This window comes from Gemmiger sp., from assembly GCF_057431175.1.
On sequence record NZ_DBMDDV010000006.1, the window covers coordinates 22,014 to 44,431 of the forward strand.

Below are 22,418 nucleotides of genomic sequence, written 5' to 3' on the forward strand. Positions count from 1 at the left end.
GGGGGCTTGCATTTTGCGCGGGAGTATGGTATATTCATAGTGTTCGATGATGATTTTACTGAAAGTGGGCCGCAAGGTCCGCTTTCTTTTTATGATTGGAGCATTTTAATTATGGCAAAACCCGGTAAACCGCAGCAGGGCAGTGCGGTCAAGGTCGTGGAAGCCCTCGTCCGCCCGGTCGTGGAAGGCATGCACCTGCGTCTGTGGGACGTCCGCTTTGAAAAGGAAGGTCCGGACTGGTTCCTGCGCGTGCTGATCGACCGCGACGAGCCGCTGGACACCGACACCTGCGAGGCTGTCTCCCGCGCCATCGACCCGCTGCTGGACGAGGCAGACCCCATTGAACAGAGCTATTATCTCGAGGTCGGCAGCCCCGGCCTGGGCCGCCGCTTGACCCGCCCCGAGCATTACGAGCAGCTCAAGGGCCAGAAGTGCGCCGCGCACCTGATCCGCCCCGATGAGCAGGGCCGCCGCGATTACGCGGGCATTCTGCAGGGGCTGGACGCCGACGGCAACGTGACCCTGACCGATGGTGAGGAAAGCTGGACCTTCCCGGTCAAGAGCGCGGGCTATGTCAAGCTCTGCGATGATGAAGATTTGTTCTGAATGGCTTCCCCCAAGGGGGAGCTGTCAGCGGCTTGACCGCTGACTGATGAGGGGCAGCTTTGCCGAAGTCGCCCCTCATCCGGCCCTGCGGGGCCACCTTCCCCCAAGGGGGAAGGCAGAGCATTTTAAATACTGTATTGCGTGTACTTGAAATATAATTGGGAGGAAACCATAAAATGGCTACTGCTAACAACGAATTCTTTGAGGCTCTTGCTGCGCTGGAAAAGGAACGCGGCCTGCCCGCGGACTACCTGATCGAAAAGATCAAGGCAGCCATCGTCATCGCGGTCAAGAAGGACTACGAGGTCGAGGACGACAACGTCGTCGTTGATATCGACCCTGAGCTGGGCGCTTTCCGCGCCAGCCTGCTGCGTGACATCGTGGAGGAGGTCGAGAACCCCCACACTCAGGTCAGCCTGGAAGATGCCCAGAAGATCCGCAAGAGCTACAAGGTCGGCCAGCGCATGGTCACCCCGCTGAAAACCAAGGAGTTCGGCCGTATCGCTGCCCAGACCGCAAAGCACGTCATCCGTCAGGGCCTGCGCGAGGGCGAGCGCAACCTGCAGTGCAGCGAGATGCAGTCCCGTGCCCATGAGCTGATCGCCGCCACCGTCGTTTCCATCGACCCCGAGCGCGGCAACATCGTCCTCGACCTGGGCAAGGGCGGCAGCGCCGTTCTGCCCCGCAACGAGCAGGTCCCCGGCGAGACCTTCACCGAGGGCCAGACTGTGCAGGTCTACGTTGTGGATGTGCTGGCGACCGACCGCGGCCCCCGCGTGACCATCAGCCGCACCCATCCCGGCCTGGTCAAGCGTATGTTTGAGCTGGAAGTCCCCGAGATCTACGACGGCACCGTCGAAGTCAAGGCCATCGCCCGCGAGGCCGGTGCCCGCACCAAGCTGGCCGTCTGGAGCAAGAACCCCGACGTTGACCCGGTCGGCGCCTGCATCGGCGCCCGCGGTGCCCGCGTGGAGAAAATCGTCCAGGAACTGAACGGCGAGAAGATCGACGTCATCCGTTGGAGCGAGGATATCACCGAGTTCATCTCCGCTGCACTGTCCCCGGCCAAGGTTGTCAAGGTCGAGCTGCTGCCCGGCGAGACCAAGAGCTGCCGCGTGACCGTGCCCGATCACCAGCTGAGCCTTGCTATCGGCAACAAGGGCCAGAATGTGCGTCTGTGCGCCCATCTGACCGGCTACAATATTGATATCCGCCCCGAGTCCGGCTACTACGGCGAGGACGAAGAATAAATAAAAAGAGATAAGAGATAAAACATAATAAATAATAAAAAATGTGGAGTTTTTGCCCGCAGGGCAAAAACAAAATTTTGAGCGGTGCGCAGCGCCGCGGAACCCCATATTTCTTATCTTTTATCTATTATTTAGAAATGAGGTCTGCCAGTTGCAGCAGCAAAAGCAAAAAAAGATACCGGTGCGCCGGTGTGTGGGCTGTAATGCCCAGCGCCCCAAACGCGAATTGGTGCGCGTGGTGCGCAGCCCGGAAGGCGAGATCAGCATTGATCTGCGCGGCAAAGCACCGGGGCGCGGCGCGTATCTGTGCCCCTCGGCCGCCTGCCTTGCCAAAGCGCGCAAGGCCAAGCGGCTGGAACGCACGTTTGAGGTTCCCATCCCGGACGGCATCTACGACCGCCTGACCGAGGAAATACAATGTGCGGAACAAAGCGCAAAGGAGGCGGCGAGCGATGAATAACGATCAGCACCCGCTGCTGGGCGCGCTGGGGCTGTGCCGCAAGGCCGGTAAGCTGCTGCATGGGTATGACCGCGTACAGGAAAATGCACTGCGCGGCAAAGTGGCCCTGGTGCTGCTTACCTCCGACGCCAGCGAGCGCACGGTCAGCCATATGAAGGACGCCTGCGACGGCATCGTCGCCTGCGAGCAGATGCCCCTGACCAGCGCTGACCTGGCCATGCTTACCCCCAAACCCGCCGCCGTGTTCGGCGTTACCGACGAACACCTTGCACAACTGTGCGCAAAATACCTTTGATGAGGAGGACCACGATATATGGATTTTAAATACAAAATCGCTGATGTTGCCAAGGAGTTCGGCGTACCCGCTAAAAAGGTCATCGAAACCGTTTCCGGTGTGACCGGCACCGCCTACAAGACAGGCGGCACGTTTGAGGAAAAAGAACTCAACGTCCTGTTGGAGACCCTGACCCGCGAGAACGCTGAGACGAGCCTGGATGCCTACCTTGCCAGCGGCAAGGAGGAAGCAAAGCCCGCCCCGAAGGCGGAACCGAAGAAGCCTGAGGCCAAGAAGGCAGAGGAGAAGAAGCCCGCTGCCCAGCCCGCCAAGGCAGAGCAGCCCAAGGCTGAAGCCAAGCCCGAGCAGAAGCCCGAGCAGAAGAAGGATCGCAAGCCCGAAAAGCAGGCCGAGAAGCGCAATGAAAAGCGCGTCACCCTGCAGGAGCTGGCCGCCGATACCGGCATCAAGGAGCCTGTCAAGACCGAGCAGGTCCAGGTCAACCGCGCCCAGGTGTCCGTGGACACCCGCACCGTCGATGTGAACGTTGACAAGTTCAACGCCCGCTATGACGACCTGGCCGACAGCCGCAATATGCCCAGCAAGCGCAAGAACCAGCCCACCGGCAAAAAAGAAAAGTTCAATAACCGCAACAACCGCCGCGGCCAGCAGTTTGGCCGCCGCCGCGAGACCGAGGCTGAGCGCCTGCAGCGCATTCAGCTGGAAAAGGCCCGCAACGCGCAGCTGAAAATCTCCATCCCCGACGAGATCACCGTCGGCGAGCTGGCTACCCGCCTGAAGCAGAACGCTGCCAAGGTTGTTGCCAAGTTTATGCAGATGGGCGAGATGCACGCCATCTCTGACGTCGTCGATTTCGACACCGCCGCCTTGATCGCCGAGGAATTCCACGCCAAGGTCGAGCACGAGGTCCATGTCTCCATCGAGGAGCGCCTCTTCGTGCAGGAAGAGGACAACGCCGCAGACCTCGTCGAGCGTCCGCCGGTTGTCGTCGTCATGGGCCACGTTGACCACGGTAAAACCTCCATCCTGGACGCCATCCGCAAGACCAATGTCACCAAGGGTGAGGCCGGCGGTATCACCCAGGCCATCGGCGCCTACCAGGTCAAGAGCAATGACAGCGTCATCACCTTCCTGGACACCCCGGGCCACGAGGCCTTCACCTCGATGCGTGCCCGCGGCGCGAACATGACCGATATCGCGGTTCTGGTCGTCGCGGCCGATGACGGCATCATGCCCCAGACCATCGAGTCTATCAACCATGCCAAGGCCGCCAACGTCAAGCTGATCGTCGCCATCAACAAGATGGATAAGCCCACCGCCAACCCGGAGCGCGTCAAGGAGCAGCTGACCAAGTACGAGATCGTCCCCGAGGATTGGGGCGGCGATGTCGCCTGCATCCCCGTCTCTGCCGTCACCGGCATGGGCATCAGCGACCTGCTGGAGCGCATCGCCCTTGAGGCTGAGGTCATGGAGTTGAAAGCCAACCCGAGCCGCCGCGGCAAGGGCGCTGTTGTCGAGGCCCGTCTGGACAAGGGTCAGGGCCCCATCGCGACCCTGCTGGTCCAGAACGGTACCCTGCATAAGGGCGACTGCCTGATTGCCGGTACCGCCGTTGGCCGTGTGCGTACCATGCGCAACGATAAGGGCCAGGAAATCACCGAGGCCGGCCCCTCCACCCCCGTGGAGATCACCGGCCTGACCGAAGTGCCCGAGGCCGGTGAGCTGTTCGAGGCCGTTGAGGACGAGCGCCTGGCCCGTGAGCTGGCTGACAAGCGTACCGCCGAGGCCAAGGAGAAGCAGTTTGCCGCCTACACCAAGGTCACGCTGGATAACCTGTTTGACCAGATGGCTGCCAACGATATGAAGGAACTGCCCATCATCGTCAAGGCCGACGTCCAGGGCTCCGCCGAGGCCGTCAAGCAGAGCCTTGAGAAGATCTCCAATGATGAGGTCCGCGTCCGCGTTATCCATGCGGGTGTCGGTGCTATCTCCAAGTCCGACGTCTCCTTGGCCGATGCGTCCAACGCCATCATCATCGGCTTCAACGTCCGCCCCGACGCCGTTGCAAAGGCGGAAGCCGAGCAGACCGGCGTGGAGATGCGTATGTACCGCGTCATCTACGACGCCATCAACGATGTTTCCGACGCTATGAAGGGTATGCTGGCCCCGAAGGTCCGCGAAGTCGCCCTGGGCGAAGCACAGGTCCGTCAGGTCTACAAGATCTCCAGCGTCGGTACCGTTGCAGGCTGCCGCGTTACCGACGGCAAGATCACCCGCGATGCCCAACTGCGCTTGGTGCGTGACGGCATCGTCATCTGCGAGGATTCCATCGCCAGCCTGAAGCGCTTTAAGGACGACGCCAAGGAAGTGGCCGAGGGCTACGAGTGCGGCATCACGCTTGCCAAGTTCCAGGATATCAAGGAAGGCGACGTGTTCGAGTGCTTCAAGATGGAAGAGTACCGCGACTAATTGCAGAGGTAAACTAAATGCCAACCAAAAATCACGGCCGTATGGCCCAGGATATGAAGCGTGAGCTGATTGCGATTATCGGCGAGATGAAGGACCCCCGCGTGAACGGTGGTTTGCTGACCGTGACCCGACTGGATGTGACCCCTGACCTCGACCAGGCCAAGGTCTACATCAGCGTTATGGGCCGCGAGGGCGGCCCCGAGCCGGTAGTCAAGGCGCTGAACAAGGCCTCCGGCCATGTCCGCACCGAGGTCAGCCGCCGTATGCACATCCGCAAGGCACCGCGCTTTGTATTTGTGAAAGATGAAGGCGCAGCCTATGCCGCGCACATCAACAAGCTGCTGGGTGAGCTGGACATCGAGTCCGACTCTGACGCAGAGTAAACCCTGCACCCGGTTAGAAAAGAGGAACCTATGACTCAGAATGTGGATCGCGAAACCGTTGTTTCGCGTCTGCTTGCTGCAGATGACATCTTGATCTTGTGTCATAAAAACCCGGATGGCGATACCATCGGCTCGGGCACGGCGCTCTGCCTTGCCCTGCAGCAGCTGGGCAAAAACGCCGCGGTGCTGTGCAGCGACCCCATCCCAGCCATGTACGACTATATGCCCATCACGGTGTTTGACGGCAGCTTTAGCCCTGCGTTCGTCGTGGCGGTGGATGTGGCCGGTATCCAGTTGTTTGGCGAGCGCAACAACATCCGGGATTACGCTGAGCACGTCAATCTGTGCATCGACCACCACGGCTCCAACAGCGGCTATGCCTATGAGACGCTGGTGGACGACCACGCGGCTGCCGCCGCCGAGCTGCTGACGACACTCATCCCCGAGATGGGCGCGAAGATTACGCCGGAGATCGCCGCCTGCCTGTATACCGGCGTGGCGACCGACACCGGTTGCTTCCGGTTCAGCAACACGACGGCGGAGACCCACCGCGCGGCGGCGGCGCTCATCGAGGCCGGTGCCGATGTGGAAAAGCTCAACGAGCGCCTGTTCGAGAGCCGCTCCCACGCGCGGGTCATTGCCGAGCGGATGGCGCTGGAAAGCCTGGAATTTTACTACGACGACCGCTGTGCGCTCATCTGCCTGACCTGGGACCAGATCCAGGCCGCAGGCGTGGCCGGGGCCGAGCTGGAAGACTTGACCAGTCTGCCCCGCTCCATTGAGGGCGTCGAGGTCGGCCTGACCCTGCGCCAGCAGAAGGACGGCAGTTTTAAAATCAGCGTGCGCACCGGCCACGACACCAACGCTTGCAACATTGCACGGCGGCTGGGCGGCGGCGGCCACCCCCGCGCCGCAGGCTGTGAGATCAGCGGCAACCCGGACAACGCCAAGCATGCCATTCTCGAGGAAGTCAAAAAGGAACTGGACCGCGTCGACGCGGAGAAAGAAGCGCAATAAAGCCTTTTCCCCCCTAGGGGAAAGCCTTTTAAACCCTAACAACAGAAAAGGAACCCTGCTATGCAAACGCCAAACGGCATTCTGCCTATCGATAAGCCTGCAGGCTGGACCAGCTTTGATGTGCTGGCCAAGCTGCGCGGCGCGCTGGGCACACGCAAGCTGGGACATTCGGGCACACTGGACCCTATGGCCACCGGTGTGCTCGCGGTGTTTATCGGCAAGGCAACTTCTGCCGCCGACCGCCAGCTTGACCACGATAAAACCTATGAGGCAACCATCCGCCTGGGCCTGCGCACCGACACCGGCGACGTAACGGGCACCACGCTGGAAACCGCGCCGGTCACGGTGGGGGAGCGTGAGCTGCGCACCGTGCTGCCCCGATTCATGGGCGACAGAATGCAGCTGCCGCCGATGTACAGCGCGGTAAAAATCAACGGCCAGCCGCTGTATAAGGCTGCCCGCAAGGGCCAGACCGTGGAGCGCACGCCCCGCCCCATCACGATTTATAATATTGAATATCTCGGCAGCCCCGCGCCCGATGAATACACCATCCGCGTGGCCTGCTCCAAGGGCACCTACATCCGCGTCCTGGCCGAGGAAATCGGCGCAGCCCTCGGCGTGCCCGCCACGCTGGCCGCGCTGCGCCGCACCCAGGCGGGCGTGTTCAGCCTGGAACAGTGCCACACGCTGCCGGAAATCTTGGCCGCCGCCGAGAGCGGGGAACTTGAGACCAACGGCTGGGTGCTGCCAATTGAAACGGTGTTCGCCCCGCTTCCCGCCCTGCATGTCAATGAGGGCGGGAAGGCCCACCTGCTCAACGGCTGCCCCACGAGCCACTATAAGGCCGCCGATGGCCGTTATCGCACCTACGACGAATACGGTGCGTTCCTGGGTCTTGCCACCGTCGAGGGCGGTGTGCTGAAAGTCGAAAAACTATTTTGCGAAAGGGGATGACCGCCCAATGCAGATATACCAGAGCCTGACGCCCGTCCGCGCACCCCAGGGCAGCGCGGTGGCGCTGGGCTACTTTGACGGTGTCCACTGCGGTCACCGCGCCGTGCTGGGTGCGGCGGTTGACTGCGCCAAAGCCAACGGCCTGACCGCCGCAGCTTTCACGTTTGAACTGCCTGCGGGCAGCACGCTGAAAGGCGGGCGCATCCTGTCTCTGCGCCAGAAGCACGCCCGCGTGGCGGCCCTGGGCATCGAAGAATACCAGGAAGCCCCCTTTGACGAGTTCCGCGCCCTCTCGCCCGAGGATTTTGTCCAGACGGTTCTGGTGGAGTGCTTCAACGCCAAGGAGCTGTTCTGCGGCGATAACTTCACCTTCGGGGCCCGCGCGGCGGGCAATGTCGAACGGCTGCGGGAACTGTGCAAACCCTTGGGCATCGGCGTCCATATCGTGCCGATGGCCCAGTATCAGGGCCAGACTGTGTCCTCCACCCGCATCCGCGCGGCGCTGGAGGAAGGCCGCCTGGCCGACGCCAACGCCATGCTCGGCACGCCTTACGCCATTGATTGGCCGGTCGTCCACGGCAAGGGCATCGGCAGCGGCAAGCTGGGCACGCCGACGCTGAACCAGAACTATCCCGCTGCCGCATTGCAGCCCTGCGCGGGCGTCTACCTGACCCGCATTTTCCTCAATGGTACGTGGTGGCCGGCCGCAACCGGCATCGGCAAGCGCCCCACTGTGGATCAGAGCGCCGACGCCGCCGTGACCTGCGAGACCTTTGTGCCGGACTTCACCGGCAATGTCTACGGCCAGCAGCCGGTACTGGAATTTTACAAATATTTCTGCCCTGTGCGCAAGTTCAATTCCCTCATCGAGCTGGCGGCCCTCATCCACCACGCCGCCGACGAGAGTAAAGCATATTTTGCGGAATGAAAAAGAAAAGAGGAGACGCCGGACTATGAAAAACCTCTCCCGAAAAGAAACCTGCTGGGCCATCCTGCAGCAGGTGCCCACCTATCTGATTGCCGTTTTGAGCCTGTTGATCTGCGGCTTTCTGACGGTCGCGTCGCTGTTTTCCCTGGCAGTGATGCGGATGGACGAGATCCCCGTTCTGGGCGAGTTGCCGGAACAACTCGTGCTTGCCGGCCGTAACGTTTTGCACGTTGCCCCGGTAGTCGCGGTGCTCAGCATTCTGCTCCTGCTGCTGGCACGGCAGAACTTTACATGGAAACACGCCAAAATCGTCACCTGGGCGGCCGCCACCGTGCAGACAATCTTGGGCTTCTGGTGGAAAAGTTCGTTTGCCAGCAGCCCGGTCGCGGACCAGGGCACCTTCTGGAATGTGGCGGAATCCCTAGCCGGGCACCAGGCGCCCAGCGCGGAATTGCTGGACTACCTGCGCTACTGGCCGTTCCAGGCAGCTGTCGGCATGACCGGTGAGCCGTTCGCAAGGCTGTTTAACGGCAACTATGGTGCCTGGCAGGTCATGAACGCTTTCTGTGTCGGTGGCTGCGTGATGCTGCTCTCCTGCATCTGCGGGCGTATCACCAACTCGCCCCGCGCCAAAGCCTGCTGCGCGGTGCTGGTTGCGGGCTTCTTCCCACTCAATATGTACACGACCTTTGTGTACGGTACGCTGTCCGGCACCATGACGTCGTTGCTTGCTGTCTATGCAGTCATCCGCCAGTGTACGGCCGAGGATAAAAAGTCCGAGCGCAAGTGGTGGGCTGTGGGCACAGTCGCCATTACGCTGGCTATTACATTGTACACAGGTATGCAGATTTTCCTCGTGGCGGTCACGCTGCTTTTGTTGGCGACCGGTATTTTCCACAAGGACCAGCGGCAGAAAATTCTGGGCGCTGTGCTGATGTTTGTGGTGGCATTCGGTTTCCAGCACGGCTGGCAGGCCCTGGCTATGCACCGCATGGGCCTGGGCAATGAACCGGGCTGCCCAATTTGGCCGCGCGTCGCCATGGGGGTGGATGCCAACACCGATGTGACGCCGGGCTTTTACAACTGCGTGAACGCGGGCCTGTACTACGCCAGCAATTTTGTACCCAGGGCCGCCAACGAGCGCGCGATGGATTATATTGTGCTCTGCCTGAACCAGCTTTGGGAGACCGGGCGCTTTGGCTCCTTCTTCTACGAAAAGACCGCAGACCAGTGGCTGGAACCCTGGTTCGGCGGCCTAACGATGAACAACCCCAGCATTTTTGAGGAACCCAAGTGGCTGGCAACGGCCATCACCAGCAAAACGCTGTTTGTGCCGGTGCACGCCTGGCTCAGTATGCTGATCTCAGTGGTCTATGTGTGGAGCACCGTAGGCGTTGTTGTGCTGCTGCGCAAGCATAAAAAACGCAGGTGTGGCAGCTCAGCTTGGCCGTCTGCCTGATCGGCGGCTTTGTGTTCCAGCTGGCCGCCGAGGCAAAGGCCCGGTACTGCCTGCCGTATTTCTTGTGCTGCTTCCCGCTGGCGGCGGCAGGTCTGGCTGCCGCAGCGCAAAAGCTGCCCTGCCAGAAACGCGCGGAAAACACTGCAAAATAATTGCGGAAAAAGCAGATTTGCACTTGTATTCCCCCAATGGTTGTGCTATACTACTAATGTTACCGCGGCCCGGTATGGGGCGTATGCCTCAACGGTTCCAACTACCCCTTACTGCGCCGACGGCCGATATATTTTTTAGAAAGAGGTATTTACCCATGAGCCAGAAATCCGCTATCGATAAGCAGCCCATCATCGCTAAGGCAGCCATCCACGAGGGTGACACCGGTTCCCCGGAGGTCCAGGTTGCTCTGCTGACCGCTCGTATCAACCACCTGACCGAGCACCTTAAGACCAACAAGCATGACAACCACAGCCGCCGCGGCCTGTTCAAGATGGTCGGCCGCCGCCGCAATCTGCTGGCCTATCTGCAGAAGAAGGACATCAACCGTTACCGTGCCCTGATCGCTGAGCTGGGTCTGCGTAAGTAATTTTCGCAAAAACGGGCAGGGTGCATTTGCACTCTGCCTGATTTTTTTATACGTGCGCAGTTTGCCGTAATTGTAGGGGCGGCGTCCCCGACCGCCCCGTGGGCGGATTCCATATCCGCCCGTGCCCGTTTCCGGCAATGCACACCTGAAACCCCACTGCACCTGTATTTTACAGCCGCCCCGCCGCCATTTTGTGCAGTAAATCGAGCACCCAAGCAACTGGCTTGGCTGCTGGCTTTATTGTACAGAATCGGGGCAGGGGAGCGCTGAAAGTAAAAATCTACTAAAGAAGGAGAATCCCTATGGCTTACGAATTCGCATCCAGACTGGAAACCTTCCCCAAGTACCGCAAGTTCGAGACGACCTTTGCGGGCCGCCCCTTTGTGGTCGAAACCGGCAAAATGTGTGGCCTGTCCAACGGCAGCGCGATGATCCGCTACGGCGAGACCTGCGTGCTGTGCAACGTTACGATGAGCGACAAGCCGCGCGACGGTGTTGACTTCTTCCCCCTGAGCGTCGAGTTTGAGGAAAAACTCTACGCCGCCGGCCGCATCCCCGGCAGCTTCATGCGCCGTGAGGGCCGCCCCGGCGAGCACGCCATCCTGTCCTCCCGCGTCGTTGACCGCCCCATCCGCCCGCTGTTCCCGAAGGATATGCGCAACGATGTCTGCGTGACGATGACCGTCATGAGCCTGGATCCCGACTGCTCTGCCGAAATCTCCGGCATGAATGGCGCGTCCCTGGCCATCGCTATGTCCGATATTCCGTGGGGCGGCCCCATCGCCGGCGTTTTCGTCGGCCTGGTGGACGGTGAAATCGTCCTGAACCCCACCAAGGAGCAGCGCGAGCACAGTGACCTGTCCTTGACCCTGGCCGCCAGCGAGGAAAAGATCGTCATGATTGAGGCCGGTGCCAACGAGGTCGACGAGGAGACCATGATGAAGGCCATCCGCGCCGGTCATGAGGAAATCAAGAAGATGCTCGCCTTCATCAACGGTATCGTCGCCGAGATCGGCAAGCCGAAGAAGAGCTTTACCCCTGTGGAGTTGGATCATGCCCTGCTGGCCGATGTCTATGCCAAGCATCTGGACGAAGTCAAGGCTGCCATGGACACCGACGACAAGAATGTCCGCGACGCCGCCCTGCTGCCCATCATGGATGCTATTGCCGCCGAGCACCCCGACCTGACCGCCGCCGACCTCGACCTCATCAGCTACAAGCTGCAGAAGAAGGTCGTTCGTACCTGGCTGCTTGAGGACGGCAAGCGCGTGGACGGCCGCGGCATCAATGAGATCCGCCCGCTGGCCGCCGAGGTTGGCCTGCTGCCCCGCGTCCACGGTTCCGGCATGTTCACCCGCGGCCAGACGCAGGTGCTGACCATCTGCACCCTCGGCTCCACCAAGGATGCCCAGCTGATGGATGACCTGTCCGATACGCCTTACAAGCGCTATATCCACCACTACAACTTCCCGCCGTACTCCGTCGGCGAGGCTCGCGCACCCCGTAGCCCCGGTCGCCGCGAGATCGGCCATGGCAACCTGGCCGAGCGTGCCCTGATCCCCGTACTGCCCGATCAGGCCGAGTTCCCCTACACCATCCGCTGCGTCTCCGAGGTTCTGTCCTCCAATGGCTCCACCTCCCAGGCTTCCATCTGCGGCTCTACGCTGGCCCTGATGGACGCCGGTGTGCCCATCAAGGCACCCGTTGCCGGTATCTCCTGCGGCCTTATCACCGATGGTGACCCGCTGCACGGCGGCCGCTGGATGACGATGCTCGACATTCAGGGCGTTGAGGACTTCCACGGCGATATGGACTTTAAGGTCGGCGGCACCCGCCGCGGCATCACCGCCATCCAGATGGACATCAAGGTGGACGGCCTGACCTATGAGATCGTTGAGGAAGCGCTGGAGAAGTGCCGCAAGGGCCGCCTGTACATCCTTGACCAGATCATCAAGCCGGTCATTGCCGAGCCGCGCGCCGAGCTGTCCAAGTATGCGCCCAAAATGTTCAGCATGATGATTCCGGTCGACAAGATCAAGGATGTCATCGGCAAGGGCGGCAAGGTCATCCAGGAAATGTGCGCCAACTTCAACTGCAAGATCGACATTGAGGAGGACGGCCATGTCTTTATCTCTGCTGTCGATCAGGACGATGCCAAGCGCGCTATTGCGACCATCAAGACCATTGTCGAGGATCCCGAGATCGGTGCCATCTACAAGGGCCGCGTGACCCGCCTGATGAACTTCGGTGCCTTTGTTGAGATTGCCCCCGGCAAGGAGGGTCTGGTTCACATCTCCAAGCTGGACGATCACCGCGTTGAGCATGTTGAGGATGTCGTTGCTGTCGGCGATCCCATCTTTGTCATGGTGACCGACATCGACCAGCAGGGCCGCATCAACCTGTCCCGCAAGGACGCCTTGGCAGCCATCGCCAAGAAGCGCGCCGAGGCTGCCCAGCAGTAAGTTACTTTTCTTGCAAGAAAAGTAACCAAAAGAACTCCAAACAAATAAGCCGTAAAAGGGAGGCTGCCCAGGTGGGCAGCCTCCCTTTTTGAATTTCTATTGTGCCGTAGGGGCCGGGCATGCCCGGCCCGCAGCCTCATGTCAGCACTTTTTCATGGGTTGCATTGTAGGGGAGGGATTCATCCACAAAAGAGGCTGCCGCACAAGGTCAAACCCCATGCTGCAGCCTCTCGCTATAACTCGTTCCCGGTGAAAAATATTAAAAGTTCTTTTGCTTACTTTTCTTTCAAGAAAAGTAAGACTTACTTCTCAATGACTTCCTTCGTGTCGCGGGCAATCATCAGCTCTTCGTTGGTCTCGATGATCAGCGTGCGGACACGGGCGCCCCAGGCAGTGACCTCAACGACATCTTCCTTCTGCTTGTGTGCATCGCGGTTCTTGTCGGTGTCGATGCGGATGCCCAGCCAATCCATGTGGTGGCAGATCTTGGCGCGGGAGTCGGCGTCATGCTCGCCGATGCCGCCGGTAAAGACGATGGCATCCACGCCGCCCATAGCGGCAATGTAGCTGCCGATGGTCTTTTTAATCTGGTAGTTCAGCATGTCGCTGGCCAGCTGTGCGCGCTTGTTGCCGTTCATGGCGGCCTCCTCGACATCGCGCTTGTCGCTGGACACGCCGGAAACACCCAGCAGGCCGGACTTCTTGTTCAGAATCTCGTCCAGCTCGTGGCCGGTGATTTCGAGGTTGTACTTCAGGTAGTTGACCACAGAGGGATCCAGGTCGCCGCAGCGGGTGCCCATCATCAGACCGGCCAGCGGGGTCATGCCCATCGAGGTGTCGATAACTTTACCCTGGTCGACAGCGGCGATGGAAGAACCGTTGCCCAGATGGCAGGTGATGAGCTTCAGGCGCTCAATAGGCTCCTCCAGGAACTCGGCAGCGCGGTGGCTGACGTACTTGTGGCTGGTGCCGTGGAAACCGTAGCGGCGGACACCGTACTTCTCATAGTACTCGTAGGGGATGGCGTACATGTAGGCCTTCGGGGGCATGGTGGAGTGGAACGCGGTGTCGAAAACAGCCACGTTCGGCTTGTCCTCGCCAAAGACCTTGTAGGAGGCCTCGATGCCCAGGATGGCGGCGGGGTTGTGCAGGGGGGCCAGGGGAGACAGGTCATGGATAGCCTTGACGACCTCGGGGGTGATCAGGCAGCTCTCCTTGAACTTCTCGCCGCCGTGGACCACGCGGTGGCCGATGGCGTCGATCTCGGAAACGCTCTCAATGACCTTGCCCTCGCCGGTGGTCATCTTCTTGACGACCTCGGTGAAAGCCTCGGTGTGGGTGGGGAAGATGGCGGGCGTGGTGGCCTTGTGGCCGTTGGCCTCATGGGTGATCATGCTGCTCTCCATGCCGATGCGCTCGCACAGACCTTTGCACAGGACCTTCTCGCCCTCCATGTCGATCAGCTGGTACTTCAGGCTGGAAGAACCGCAGTTGATAACCAGAACTTTCATGGAATATCCTCCTTAAAACTTGGCAGGGCAGATTTGCCCTTTCCTTATCCGTGATTTTATTATATAATGGTGAAAAAGAATTTTCAAGGGCAAGTTCTGCAAGATAGCACAATTTTTGCACAGTAACGGCAAAGTACTTTTTTAACAATCTATCGCCAAAGAATCAGGAGAAAATCGTTATGGATTTTACAGGCATTATCGCCGAATATGACCCCTTCCACAACGGCCACGCGGCCCAGATTGCGGCGGTGCGGGCGGCAGGTGCCCAGTGCATTGCTGTTTGCATGAGCAGCGGCGCGGTGCAGCGCGGCGGCGTGCCGATTCTGCCCGAGCGGGTGCGGGTGCAGGCAGCGCTGGCTGCCGGGGCGGATATCGTCATTGCCCTGCCTGCGCCCTACGCCTGCGCCACGGCGGAGCAGTTCGCCGCCGCGGGAGTGTGTCTGCTGGCCGCCCTCGGGTGTGACACACTGGCTTTTGGGGCCGAGACGCCCGACGCGGGGGCGCTGCTGGACGCGGCCAGGCTGCTGCAATGTGAAGAAATTGACGATGTGATACGCAAAAATCTTGCAACCGGCATGACCTACGCCGCCGCCCGGGCCGAGGCCGCCGACACCCTGCGTCCCGGCACAGGGACTTTGCTGCGCACCCCCAACAACATTTTGGGCATCGAATACTGCAAGGCAATTTTGGCGCAGCACGCGCCCCTCACGCCTTTTGCGCTGCCGCGGCTGGGCGCGGCCCACGGCGGTGGGGCAGGGGAGCATGCGGGCACACCGATGGCCAGCGCCAGTTTTTTGCGCAGCCTGCCCCAGCCTGATTGGGAACCCTTTGTGCCTGCCCGGGCGGCGGAACTCTACGGCAAAGCAGCCGCCGAGGGCCTTTTGCTGGACGGCGCAAAATTTGAGACGGCCATTTTAACGCTGCTGCGGATGCAGGATCCCGAAAATTTCGCGCAGGTGCGTGGAGTCAGTGAGGGGCTGGAAAACCGCCTGGCTGCCGCCGTGCGGGAGGCAAACAGCATGGACGACCTGTATACGAGACTAAAAACCAAGCGCTACCCACACGCGCGGCTGCGGCGGCTGGTGCTGGACGCGGCGCTGCAGCTCCCGGCAGAATTGCCAATGCCGCCCTACCTGCATGTGCTGGGTGCACGAAAAACAGCGCTGCCGCGTTTAAAACAGGCAACGCCCCCGGCAGGCACAGCTCTGGCCGACCTGGTGCGCAGCAGCGCCGAAGCTGAAAAAATCGGCAGACTACATAGCAAGGCAACGGATTTTTCGTCATTATGCAGAGAAAAAATTCAGCCTATGGGGCTTGCGTTTACTGCTAAGGTGGTGGTAATATAAATATCATATGGAGAAAAAATGCGCATAATACAAGATTGTTGCATTTTTAACGCGCAAAATCGGTACGAAATGAAGGAGTAAAACATGGCGCTGCACGTAATGGACGAAGCGAACCACTGCCTTGGCTGCAAGGTGCCCCGCTGTCAGCAGGGGTGTCCCATCCACACCAATATCCCGGAAGTCATCCGCCTTTTAAAAGCCAACAAGCTGGACGAAGCGGGCCGTATGCTGTTTGAAAACAACCCCCTGACCACCGTATGTTCGCTGGTCTGCAACCACGAGAACCAGTGCGAGGGGCACTGCGTGCGCGGCATCAAGGGTGCGCCCGTGCATTTCTCGGTCATCGAGAACTACATCTCGTCCACCTACGCCAGCCAGATGACCCAGGGCCCTGCGCCCTCCAACGGCAAAAAGGCCGCCATCATCGGTTCCGGCCCGGCGGGCCTGACCATTGCGGTCATCCTGGCACGCTATGGCTACGATGTTACGATCTTTGAGAGCCACGATAAAATTGGCGGCGTGCTGCGCTACGGCATCCCGGAGTTTCGTCTGCCGAAATCGGTGCTGGACGACTTCGAGTACCGCCACCTGCGCTTGAAGGGCATCAAGGTCCGCCCCAACACCGACGTGGGCAAGGCGCTGAAAATCGAGGACCTGTTCCGCGACGGCTACAAGGCCATCTTTATCGGCACCGGCGTCTGGCGGCCCAACACGCTGCACATCAAGGGCGAGAGCCTGGGCAACGTACACTACGCCATCAACTACCTGCAAAACCCCGATGTCTACCACCTGGGTGAACGGGCCATTGTTATCGGCGCGGGCAATGCGGCCATGGACGTGGCGCGCACCGCCATCCGCCACGGCACGCGGCATATCGAGTGCTTCTCGCTGTCCCGGCACATCACGGCCAGCGAGTACGAGGCCAGCTATGCCAAGCTCGAAGGCGTCAACTTTATCTTTAACAAAAAGCCGCTGGAAATCACCGATAAGGGCGTTGTCTTTATCGATCTGAGCGAGGCCGAGGACGGCACGCTGACCGAGATCCCCGGCACCGAGAAGCTCTACCCGGCGGACAGCGTTATTGTCTCCATCAGCCAGGGCCCCTGTACGACGATCACCGACAGCACCAAGGATCTGAAAACCAACACCCGCGGCCTGTTTGAAACGGATGAGGTCGGCCGCACCAGCATCCCCAGCATCTTCGCCAGCGGCGACGCCGTCAAGGGCGCGCGTACGGTGGTCGAGGCCGTGGCATACAGCAAGACTGTGGCTGAGGCCATGCACGAGTATATGCAGACCCTGCCCCCGGATCTGCCCGACGAGTACGCCAATGTACCTGTCGCGGAGTATGACGAGGGAAACTAACATAAAAAGGCTTCCCCCATGGGGCTTTATCGCATCCGCGCAAACTCCCTTGCATGCTTCACAAACTCCTTCGCCGCGGGGGACAGCGCCCCACGCGACAAACACGCTAATCCAATGCTGCGCTTGGCGGCAGGTTCCAGCTGCAAAACCTGGCAGCCCGCGCTGGCAGCACCCTCTTTAAACATCAGCTCGGGCATCAGGGCCAAGCCCTGCCCGCAGGCCACCATGGCGATCATGCTCTGGTCGTCCACGATATAGCATTGGCTCGACACGTGCAGATCGTTCTTTTTGAAATAACTCTGGATATCGGCGTCCACGTCGGACTGCTGGCTGACAAAAGGCTGACCGCGCAGTTCCTCGGCCCGCACCACGCCGGGGCGGCGGGGCTTGTAGTCCGGCGGTGCAATGCAGATCAGGCGGTCATCGTACAGCGGCTCAAAATCCAGGTCATGGGCGCTGGAATTGGAGAGAAATCCCAGTTCCACCGCGCCGGTTTTCAGCCAGCCGGTAATATCATCGTAGGATCCCTGGTAAATTTGCACGTCGATGCCCGGGAACGCAGCCCGGAAGCCTGGCACGATTTTGGGCAGCCAGGTTACGCAGGCCGAGTTGAACACCCCCAGCCGCAGCGCACCCTTGTGCATACCGTTGATCTGGGCAATGGACTGCTCCAGCGACTCGCTGCTGGCCAGCATTTGCTGGATGGCGGGCATCAGTTTTTCGGCGGCGGCGGTCAGGGTGACGCCGCTTTTGGTGCGGGTGAACAGCGGAAAGCCGCACTCGGCCTCCACGCCGGACACCGCGTGGCTGACGGCGGAAGGGGTGATGTGCATACGCTCCGCCGCGGCGGCAAAGGTGCCCAGCTGGGCGACAATGCTTAACAGCTGGCAGTCTGTCAGGGTCATGGTCTGCATCTCCTATGGTGAATAAAATTCATGTGATGTATGAAAAAGTTGAGCTTTACTTCATGCCTATAATGTACTATCATAAAGTCAGAAAGTCAATGCCTGCATCGCACAATGCAGGTTGAAAATGACTCCTCTCCCTCCAACCTCACCCCACCGGCCCGCACACCGGTGGGGCTTTTTTTATTTTGCGGATTGTGGTATGATACTAATAAAGCCTTCCCCCAAGGGGGAAGGTGCCCCGAAGGGGCGGATGAGGGGTGGCCTTCCCGCGGCAAACCGTGAATGGGTGGCTGCGGCAGACCGGCCCCTCATCAGGCCGTTTCACGGCCAGCTTCCCCCTAAGGGGGAAGCCTTTAACGTAAAGGTGGAAAATCACATGGCAAAATCACGTGGGGTGCGGGGCGCGGCGGGTTTCTGCGCGGTGGCATCCTTGGTATATCTTCTGGTGCGCAGCCTGCTGTATGCGCTGGTCAGCACCCTTATGGGGCTGGCGCACCCGGGGGCCAGTATGGCAAAACCCCTGGGCTTCAGCGAGGTCAGCCTGGCGCTGTTCCAGTTGATTATTGGGCTGGGGGCCATCGGTCTGACGCTGGTTTTTATGATGAAACTGACCCGTCTGCGGTCCGACGACCTGCGCCTTACGCTGCCCGCACCGTGGAGCCCAGGCTTCTGTCTGCCGGTGTTCCTTGGCGTGGCGAACCTCGCCAACCTGGCAGGGGCGCTCATCAACCACATCACCGGCAGCGAGACAACGGCCCAGATGCTGCCCAGCGGCGGGCCGGAGCTGTTCATGTACTATCTGGCGCTCTGCGTCATGCCCGCTGTGGCCGAGGAACTACTGTTCCGCGGCGCGTTCCAGGGCCTGATGCGCCCCAGCGGCAGCGCGGCGGCCATCTTTGCCCCGGCACTTCTGTTTGGGCTGCTGCATCTGGATCTGGCGCAGGGGTTGACGGCTTTTGTCTGCGGCGTGTTCCTGGGCTGGCTGGCCGAGCGCTCGGGCAGCATTTTACCGGGGATGCTGCTGCATCTGGTGAACAACACACTGGCATTTTTGACGATGTATCTTCGGTATTATGCCCCGACGGAGGCATCCTTCGGCGTCGAGCTGTTCCTGCTGCTTTTCTTCCCGCTTTTCGGGCTGTGGATGATCTGGCACGCGCGGGGGCAGGGGTTCCGCTTTTCGGCGGGATTGCGGCCCGGCGTGGATGTGCTGGCGGTCTTTACCAGCCCGGCATACAGCGCAGTTGTGGTTTTCCTGGTGGTTTATGCGGTGATTTTTGTACATTGAGAGGAAACTATGTCTGATGAAGAACTGATGCAGACCGCGCTGGACGAGGCAAAAATTGCTGCGTCCCTCGGCGAAGTGCCGGTGGGGGCGGTCGTCGCCAAGGACGGCGAGATCATTGCCCGCGCCCACAACCTGCGCGAGAGCGGCAAAAACGCCACCTACCATGCCGAGCTTATGGCCATCGACGCAGCCTGCAAGGCACTGGGCGGCTGGCGGCTGTGGCAGTGTGAGCTGTTCGTGACGCTGGAACCCTGCCCGATGTGCAGCGGGGCCATCATAAACAGCCGCCTGAAGCGGGTCGTCTACGGCGCCCGCGACCCCAAGGCCGGCTGCTGCGGCGGCCTGACTGACCTGTTTGCCCTGCCCTTCAACCACCACCCGGTCATTGAATCGGGTTTGATGGAGGCAGAAGCGCAGGCCCTATTGCAGGAATTTTTTGTGATGCTGCGGGAAAAAAGGAAGAAAAAATAACCATGAACAAAAACGTACTCATCACCGGTGGCAGCCGGGGCATTGGCGCGGCGGCGGTGCTGGCGTTCGCCAAGGCCGGCTATAACGTCGCCTTTACCTACAACGCCCACCCCGACGCCGCCGACGCCGTGCGCCGCCAGGCCGAAGCCCTCGCCCCCGGCGGGTGCTTCCTTGCCATCCGGGCCGACGCGGGCGACTCTGTTCAGGTGCAAGCCGCCGTGGAGCAGGCACAGCGGGAATTAGGCAGCCTGCAGGTGCTCGTCTGCAACGCGGGCATCGCACAGGTCAAACTTTTCACCGACACCACCGACGAGGATTGGCGGAGGATGATGGCCGTTGACATGGACGGCGCGTTCTACGCTTGCCGTGCCGTGCTGCCCGGCATGATCCACCAGAAATATGGCCGCATCCTGCTGGTCAGCAGTATGTGGGGCCAGACCGGCGGCAGCTGCGAGGTCGCGTACAGCGCGGCCAAGGCGGGCCTCATCGGTCTGGGCAAGGCGCTGGCAAAAGAGGAAGGCCCCAGCGGCATCACGGTCAACGTCATTGCGCCGGGCGTCATTGATACGGATATGATGGCGTCCTTCACCGACGAGGATCGCGCCGCTTTGGCCGAGGAAACCCCGGTGGAGCGCCTGGGCACAGCGGACGAGATTGCACGCACGATGGTCTTTCTGGCCGATGAGGCCAGCGGCTACATCACCGGCCAGGTGCTGGGTGTCAACGGAGGACTGGTGATTTAATGCGCGCCGAATACCGCGAGGGAGAGCGCTTTTCACACCTTGATTTTACAGAGGAAACCTTTTACGACTGCGACTTCTCCGACTGCACTTTCATCGACTGCACATTTGAAAACTGCAAGCTGGACCACAGCGTGCTGAGCGAGTGCCAGTTCATCCGCTGTACAATTACAGGACTGAAAACCACGATGTCCCGTGCAAAGTTTACAGAATTTCAAAACTGCACCCTCAACAATATCGACTGGCTGTCCCTGCAGGGAGACGGCTCGTTTGCTGACCCGATCGAAAAATTGCAGGACTGCCGCCTGAAATACAACACCTTCACCGAGATGAACCTTACAAAATTCAACTTTGCGGGCAACGAGATCCAACGCTCGATGTTTGCCAAGTGCAATCTCGTCAGCGCGGATTTCGAGAAATGCGACCTGTTGGACACCGAGTTTTACCAGTGCGATATGCGGAAGGCAAACTTCAAAGAGGCTAGTGGGTATAAAGTCGATATCTTCGGCTGCAAGCTGCAGGGTGCAAAATTTTCACTGCCGGAGGCAGTGTCGCTGTTGGGAGATTTGAAGATCAAATTGCTATGAAGAATATACAGATTGAAAAGCTGTCCAATTCGTATACAATTCGCCGCCTGACGGACGCCGATGTGTCGATGCTGTATGCATGGATGCTGCGCAATGACCAGTACTTCAGGTATTGCGGCGGCGGTACGCCTCGGCATTGACAAGGAGAACCCGCAGTCCAATCATTTCTGGTGCAAAAACGGCTTTGCAGTGTTACGGGAAGCAGCACAGGAGCGCGGCATCGTCCTGCTTGCGGAACGGCGTCTGGCGTAAATGCCCCATGTCTGCCGACCTCGCAGCGGAAACAGGATACTACACACCCCACCCCCTCTTTGCATACTATACCGCAAAGGGGGGCTTTTTATGGCTGTATACCAGAACGGCATTGATGTGTCGCGCTACCAGGGCAATATCAACTGGGGCAGGGTGGCGGCGGCGGGCAAGCAGTTTGCCATGGTGCGCGTGGGGTCCAGCAACAGCGGCGGGCTGTATGTTGACCCGTATTTCTTGCAGAATGTCAACGGGGCCAAGGCGGCGGGCCTGCGGGTGGGGGCCTACTACTACACCTACGCCCGCACCCGCGCCGCCGTCGCCAACGAGCTGACGACCTTTTTGAACGTCATGGAGGGGCTGCAATTAGAGTACCCGGTGTTTGTGGATGTCGAGGATTTCAGCCTGACCAGCCTGGGCCGCGCCGAGCTGACCAGCCTGGTGCAGTACGCCATGGATATCCTCTACCAGCGCAAATGGTACGCGGGATGGTATAGCTACACGAACTACATCAATAGTTATCTGAACGCCGCCGCGCTGCGCCAATATCCGCTGTGGGTGGCGGATTACCGCTCGACCTTAGGCTACAACGGCAACTACGCCATGTGGCAATATTCGGGCAGCGGCAGTGTGAATGGGATATCCGGCGCGTGCGACCTGAACCGTAGTTACAAGGACTTTTTACCCGAAATACAGGCCGGAGGCTACAATAATTATGGGGTCTCCGGCCCTTCTATGGAGACGGTGGCGGGCCAGCGGCTTGTGGTGTTCAATGCCCGGTGCGAGTATTTCTACACGGCCAATTTCAACGATGTAGTGGGCTATCTGCCGCTGGGCAGCTACTGCGTCGTCAAGCAGAGCACCCAGAAATACAACGGCTATGATTGGGTCATCTTCCGCTTCCGGGGTGCCGAGTATTGGACCGCGGTCATCGGCGACCGCAACCGGGTGGAACCGTGTAATTGTAACTGCAATTCATAAGAACAACTTGACAACAACGAATTGTTGTATTACACTGAGCTTGCAGGGGCGGATGCCCGCATCTGCCCCCTACAACCTGCCCGCAGAGAGCAAGTCGATTTGACAAACA

The 22,418-nt window shown here is 60.0% G+C and carries 23 protein-coding genes; 21 read left to right on the forward strand and 2 right to left on the reverse strand.

Features of this window, described 5'->3' with window-relative positions:
* Window positions 1-111: 111 nt before the first annotated feature.
* The 13 genes from rimP (at window position 112) to ACZO0A_RS03915 (ending at window position 12,863) form a co-directional block, all read left to right on the forward strand.
* Entirely contained in the window at window positions 112-606 is a 495-nt protein-coding gene (gene rimP / locus ACZO0A_RS03855; RefSeq protein WP_418758054.1) for a ribosome maturation factor RimP, read from the forward strand.
* 176 nt (window positions 607-782) lie between these two features.
* A complete protein-coding gene (gene nusA / locus ACZO0A_RS03860) occupies window positions 783-1,856 on the forward strand; it encodes a transcription termination factor NusA (protein WP_215693328.1) in 1,074 nt (357 codons plus the stop codon).
* A 151-nt stretch (window positions 1,857-2,007) separates the two neighbouring features.
* Window positions 2,008-2,316, forward strand: coding sequence for an RNase P modulator RnpM (rnpM, locus tag ACZO0A_RS03865; RefSeq protein WP_215693330.1), 309 nt, complete (start codon window positions 2,008-2,010; stop codon window positions 2,314-2,316).
* A complete protein-coding gene (locus ACZO0A_RS03870) occupies window positions 2,309-2,611 on the forward strand; it encodes a L7Ae/L30e/S12e/Gadd45 family ribosomal protein (RefSeq protein ID WP_078784282.1) in 303 nt (100 codons plus the stop codon). Before rnpM ends, ACZO0A_RS03870 begins: the two co-directional genes overlap by 8 nt.
* Before the next feature lie 18 nt (window positions 2,612-2,629).
* A complete protein-coding gene (infB, locus tag ACZO0A_RS03875) occupies window positions 2,630-5,080 on the forward strand; it encodes a translation initiation factor IF-2 (RefSeq protein WP_215693332.1) in 2,451 nt (816 codons plus the stop codon).
* Window positions 5,081-5,097: 17 nt separating this feature from the next.
* A complete protein-coding gene (gene rbfA, locus ACZO0A_RS03880) occupies window positions 5,098-5,463 on the forward strand; it encodes a 30S ribosome-binding factor RbfA (RefSeq protein ID WP_215693334.1) in 366 nt (121 codons plus the stop codon).
* 30 nt (window positions 5,464-5,493) lie between these two features.
* Entirely contained in the window at window positions 5,494-6,480 is a 987-nt protein-coding gene (locus ACZO0A_RS03885; protein WP_294718224.1) for a DHH family phosphoesterase, read from the forward strand.
* Between the two features lie 60 nt (window positions 6,481-6,540).
* The gene (gene truB / locus ACZO0A_RS03890; protein WP_302376610.1) at window positions 6,541-7,434 is read left to right on the forward strand and encodes a tRNA pseudouridine(55) synthase TruB; all 894 of its coding nucleotides are present in this window, start codon (window positions 6,541-6,543) and stop codon (window positions 7,432-7,434) included.
* 7 nt (window positions 7,435-7,441) lie between these two features.
* Window positions 7,442-8,362 carry a riboflavin biosynthesis protein RibF gene (ribF, locus tag ACZO0A_RS03895; protein ID WP_302370863.1) on the forward strand — a complete coding sequence of 307 codons (921 nt, stop codon included), beginning with the start codon at window positions 7,442-7,444 and terminating at the stop codon, window positions 8,360-8,362.
* Between the two features lie 25 nt (window positions 8,363-8,387).
* Complete coding sequence (locus ACZO0A_RS03900) at window positions 8,388-9,821, forward strand: hypothetical protein (RefSeq protein WP_486846057.1); 1,434 nt, start codon at window positions 8,388-8,390, stop codon at window positions 9,819-9,821.
* Complete coding sequence (locus ACZO0A_RS03905) at window positions 9,791-9,973, forward strand: hypothetical protein (protein WP_486846058.1); 183 nt, start codon at window positions 9,791-9,793, stop codon at window positions 9,971-9,973. Before ACZO0A_RS03900 ends, ACZO0A_RS03905 begins: the two co-directional genes overlap by 31 nt.
* A 155-nt stretch (window positions 9,974-10,128) precedes the next feature.
* The gene (gene rpsO, locus ACZO0A_RS03910; protein ID WP_078784277.1) at window positions 10,129-10,401 is read left to right on the forward strand and encodes a 30S ribosomal protein S15; all 273 of its coding nucleotides are present in this window, start codon (window positions 10,129-10,131) and stop codon (window positions 10,399-10,401) included.
* 302 nt (window positions 10,402-10,703) lie between these two features.
* Window positions 10,704-12,863, forward strand: coding sequence for a polyribonucleotide nucleotidyltransferase (locus ACZO0A_RS03915; RefSeq protein WP_302376613.1), 2,160 nt, complete (start codon window positions 10,704-10,706; stop codon window positions 12,861-12,863).
* 302 nt (window positions 12,864-13,165) lie between these two features.
* Here the strand turns inward: ACZO0A_RS03915 and ACZO0A_RS03920 are convergent, their stop codons facing one another.
* Window positions 13,166-14,374: an acetate/propionate family kinase gene (locus tag ACZO0A_RS03920; protein WP_291231704.1), complete on the reverse strand. Its 1,209-nt coding sequence runs from the start codon at window positions 14,372-14,374 to the stop codon at window positions 13,166-13,168.
* A 179-nt stretch (window positions 14,375-14,553) separates the two neighbouring features.
* Between ACZO0A_RS03920 and ACZO0A_RS03925 the strand changes: the two genes are divergently transcribed.
* Window positions 14,554-15,720, forward strand: a complete 1,167-nt coding sequence (locus ACZO0A_RS03925; protein WP_302376615.1) for a nucleotidyltransferase family protein — start codon at window positions 14,554-14,556, stop codon at window positions 15,718-15,720.
* Window positions 15,721-15,804: 84 nt separating this feature from the next.
* On the forward strand, window positions 15,805-17,085 hold the full coding sequence (locus ACZO0A_RS03930; protein WP_302376618.1) for an NAD(P)-dependent oxidoreductase: 1,281 nt from the start codon (window positions 15,805-15,807) through the stop codon (window positions 17,083-17,085).
* 26 nt (window positions 17,086-17,111) lie between these two features.
* On the opposite strand, the gene ACZO0A_RS03935 is transcribed toward ACZO0A_RS03930, so the two are convergent.
* Window positions 17,112-17,990 carry a LysR family transcriptional regulator gene (locus tag ACZO0A_RS03935; RefSeq protein ID WP_291231702.1) on the reverse strand — a complete coding sequence of 293 codons (879 nt, stop codon included), beginning with the start codon at window positions 17,988-17,990 and terminating at the stop codon, window positions 17,112-17,114.
* A 379-nt stretch (window positions 17,991-18,369) separates the two neighbouring features.
* Here ACZO0A_RS03935 and ACZO0A_RS03940 point away from each other — a divergent pair, with 379 nt between their 5' ends.
* The 6 genes from ACZO0A_RS03940 to ACZO0A_RS03965 all read left to right on the forward strand — a co-directional run bounded on the left by ACZO0A_RS03940 (window position 18,370) and on the right by ACZO0A_RS03965 (window position 22,309).
* Window positions 18,370-19,281 carry a CPBP family intramembrane glutamic endopeptidase gene (locus ACZO0A_RS03940; protein ID WP_291212790.1) on the forward strand — a complete coding sequence of 304 codons (912 nt, stop codon included), beginning with the start codon at window positions 18,370-18,372 and terminating at the stop codon, window positions 19,279-19,281.
* Between the two features lie 9 nt (window positions 19,282-19,290).
* Window positions 19,291-19,752 (forward strand): nucleoside deaminase, encoded by a 462-nt coding sequence (locus ACZO0A_RS03945; protein ID WP_215693356.1) that lies wholly within the window; start codon window positions 19,291-19,293, stop codon window positions 19,750-19,752.
* Between the two features lie 2 nt (window positions 19,753-19,754).
* Entirely contained in the window at window positions 19,755-20,495 is a 741-nt protein-coding gene (gene ymfI, locus ACZO0A_RS03950) for an elongation factor P 5-aminopentanone reductase (protein ID WP_291232355.1), read from the forward strand.
* Window positions 20,495-21,079, forward strand: coding sequence for a pentapeptide repeat-containing protein (locus ACZO0A_RS03955; protein ID WP_302376624.1), 585 nt, complete (start codon window positions 20,495-20,497; stop codon window positions 21,077-21,079). The genes ymfI and ACZO0A_RS03955 overlap by 1 nt, the downstream gene beginning before the upstream one ends.
* Before the next feature lie 93 nt (window positions 21,080-21,172).
* A complete protein-coding gene (locus tag ACZO0A_RS03960; RefSeq protein WP_302376626.1) occupies window positions 21,173-21,331 on the forward strand; it encodes a hypothetical protein in 159 nt (52 codons plus the stop codon).
* Window positions 21,332-21,421: 90 nt separating this feature from the next.
* Window positions 21,422-22,309 carry a glycoside hydrolase family 25 protein gene (locus tag ACZO0A_RS03965; RefSeq protein ID WP_302376628.1) on the forward strand — a complete coding sequence of 296 codons (888 nt, stop codon included), beginning with the start codon at window positions 21,422-21,424 and terminating at the stop codon, window positions 22,307-22,309.
* Window positions 22,310-22,418 lie beyond the last annotated feature (109 nt).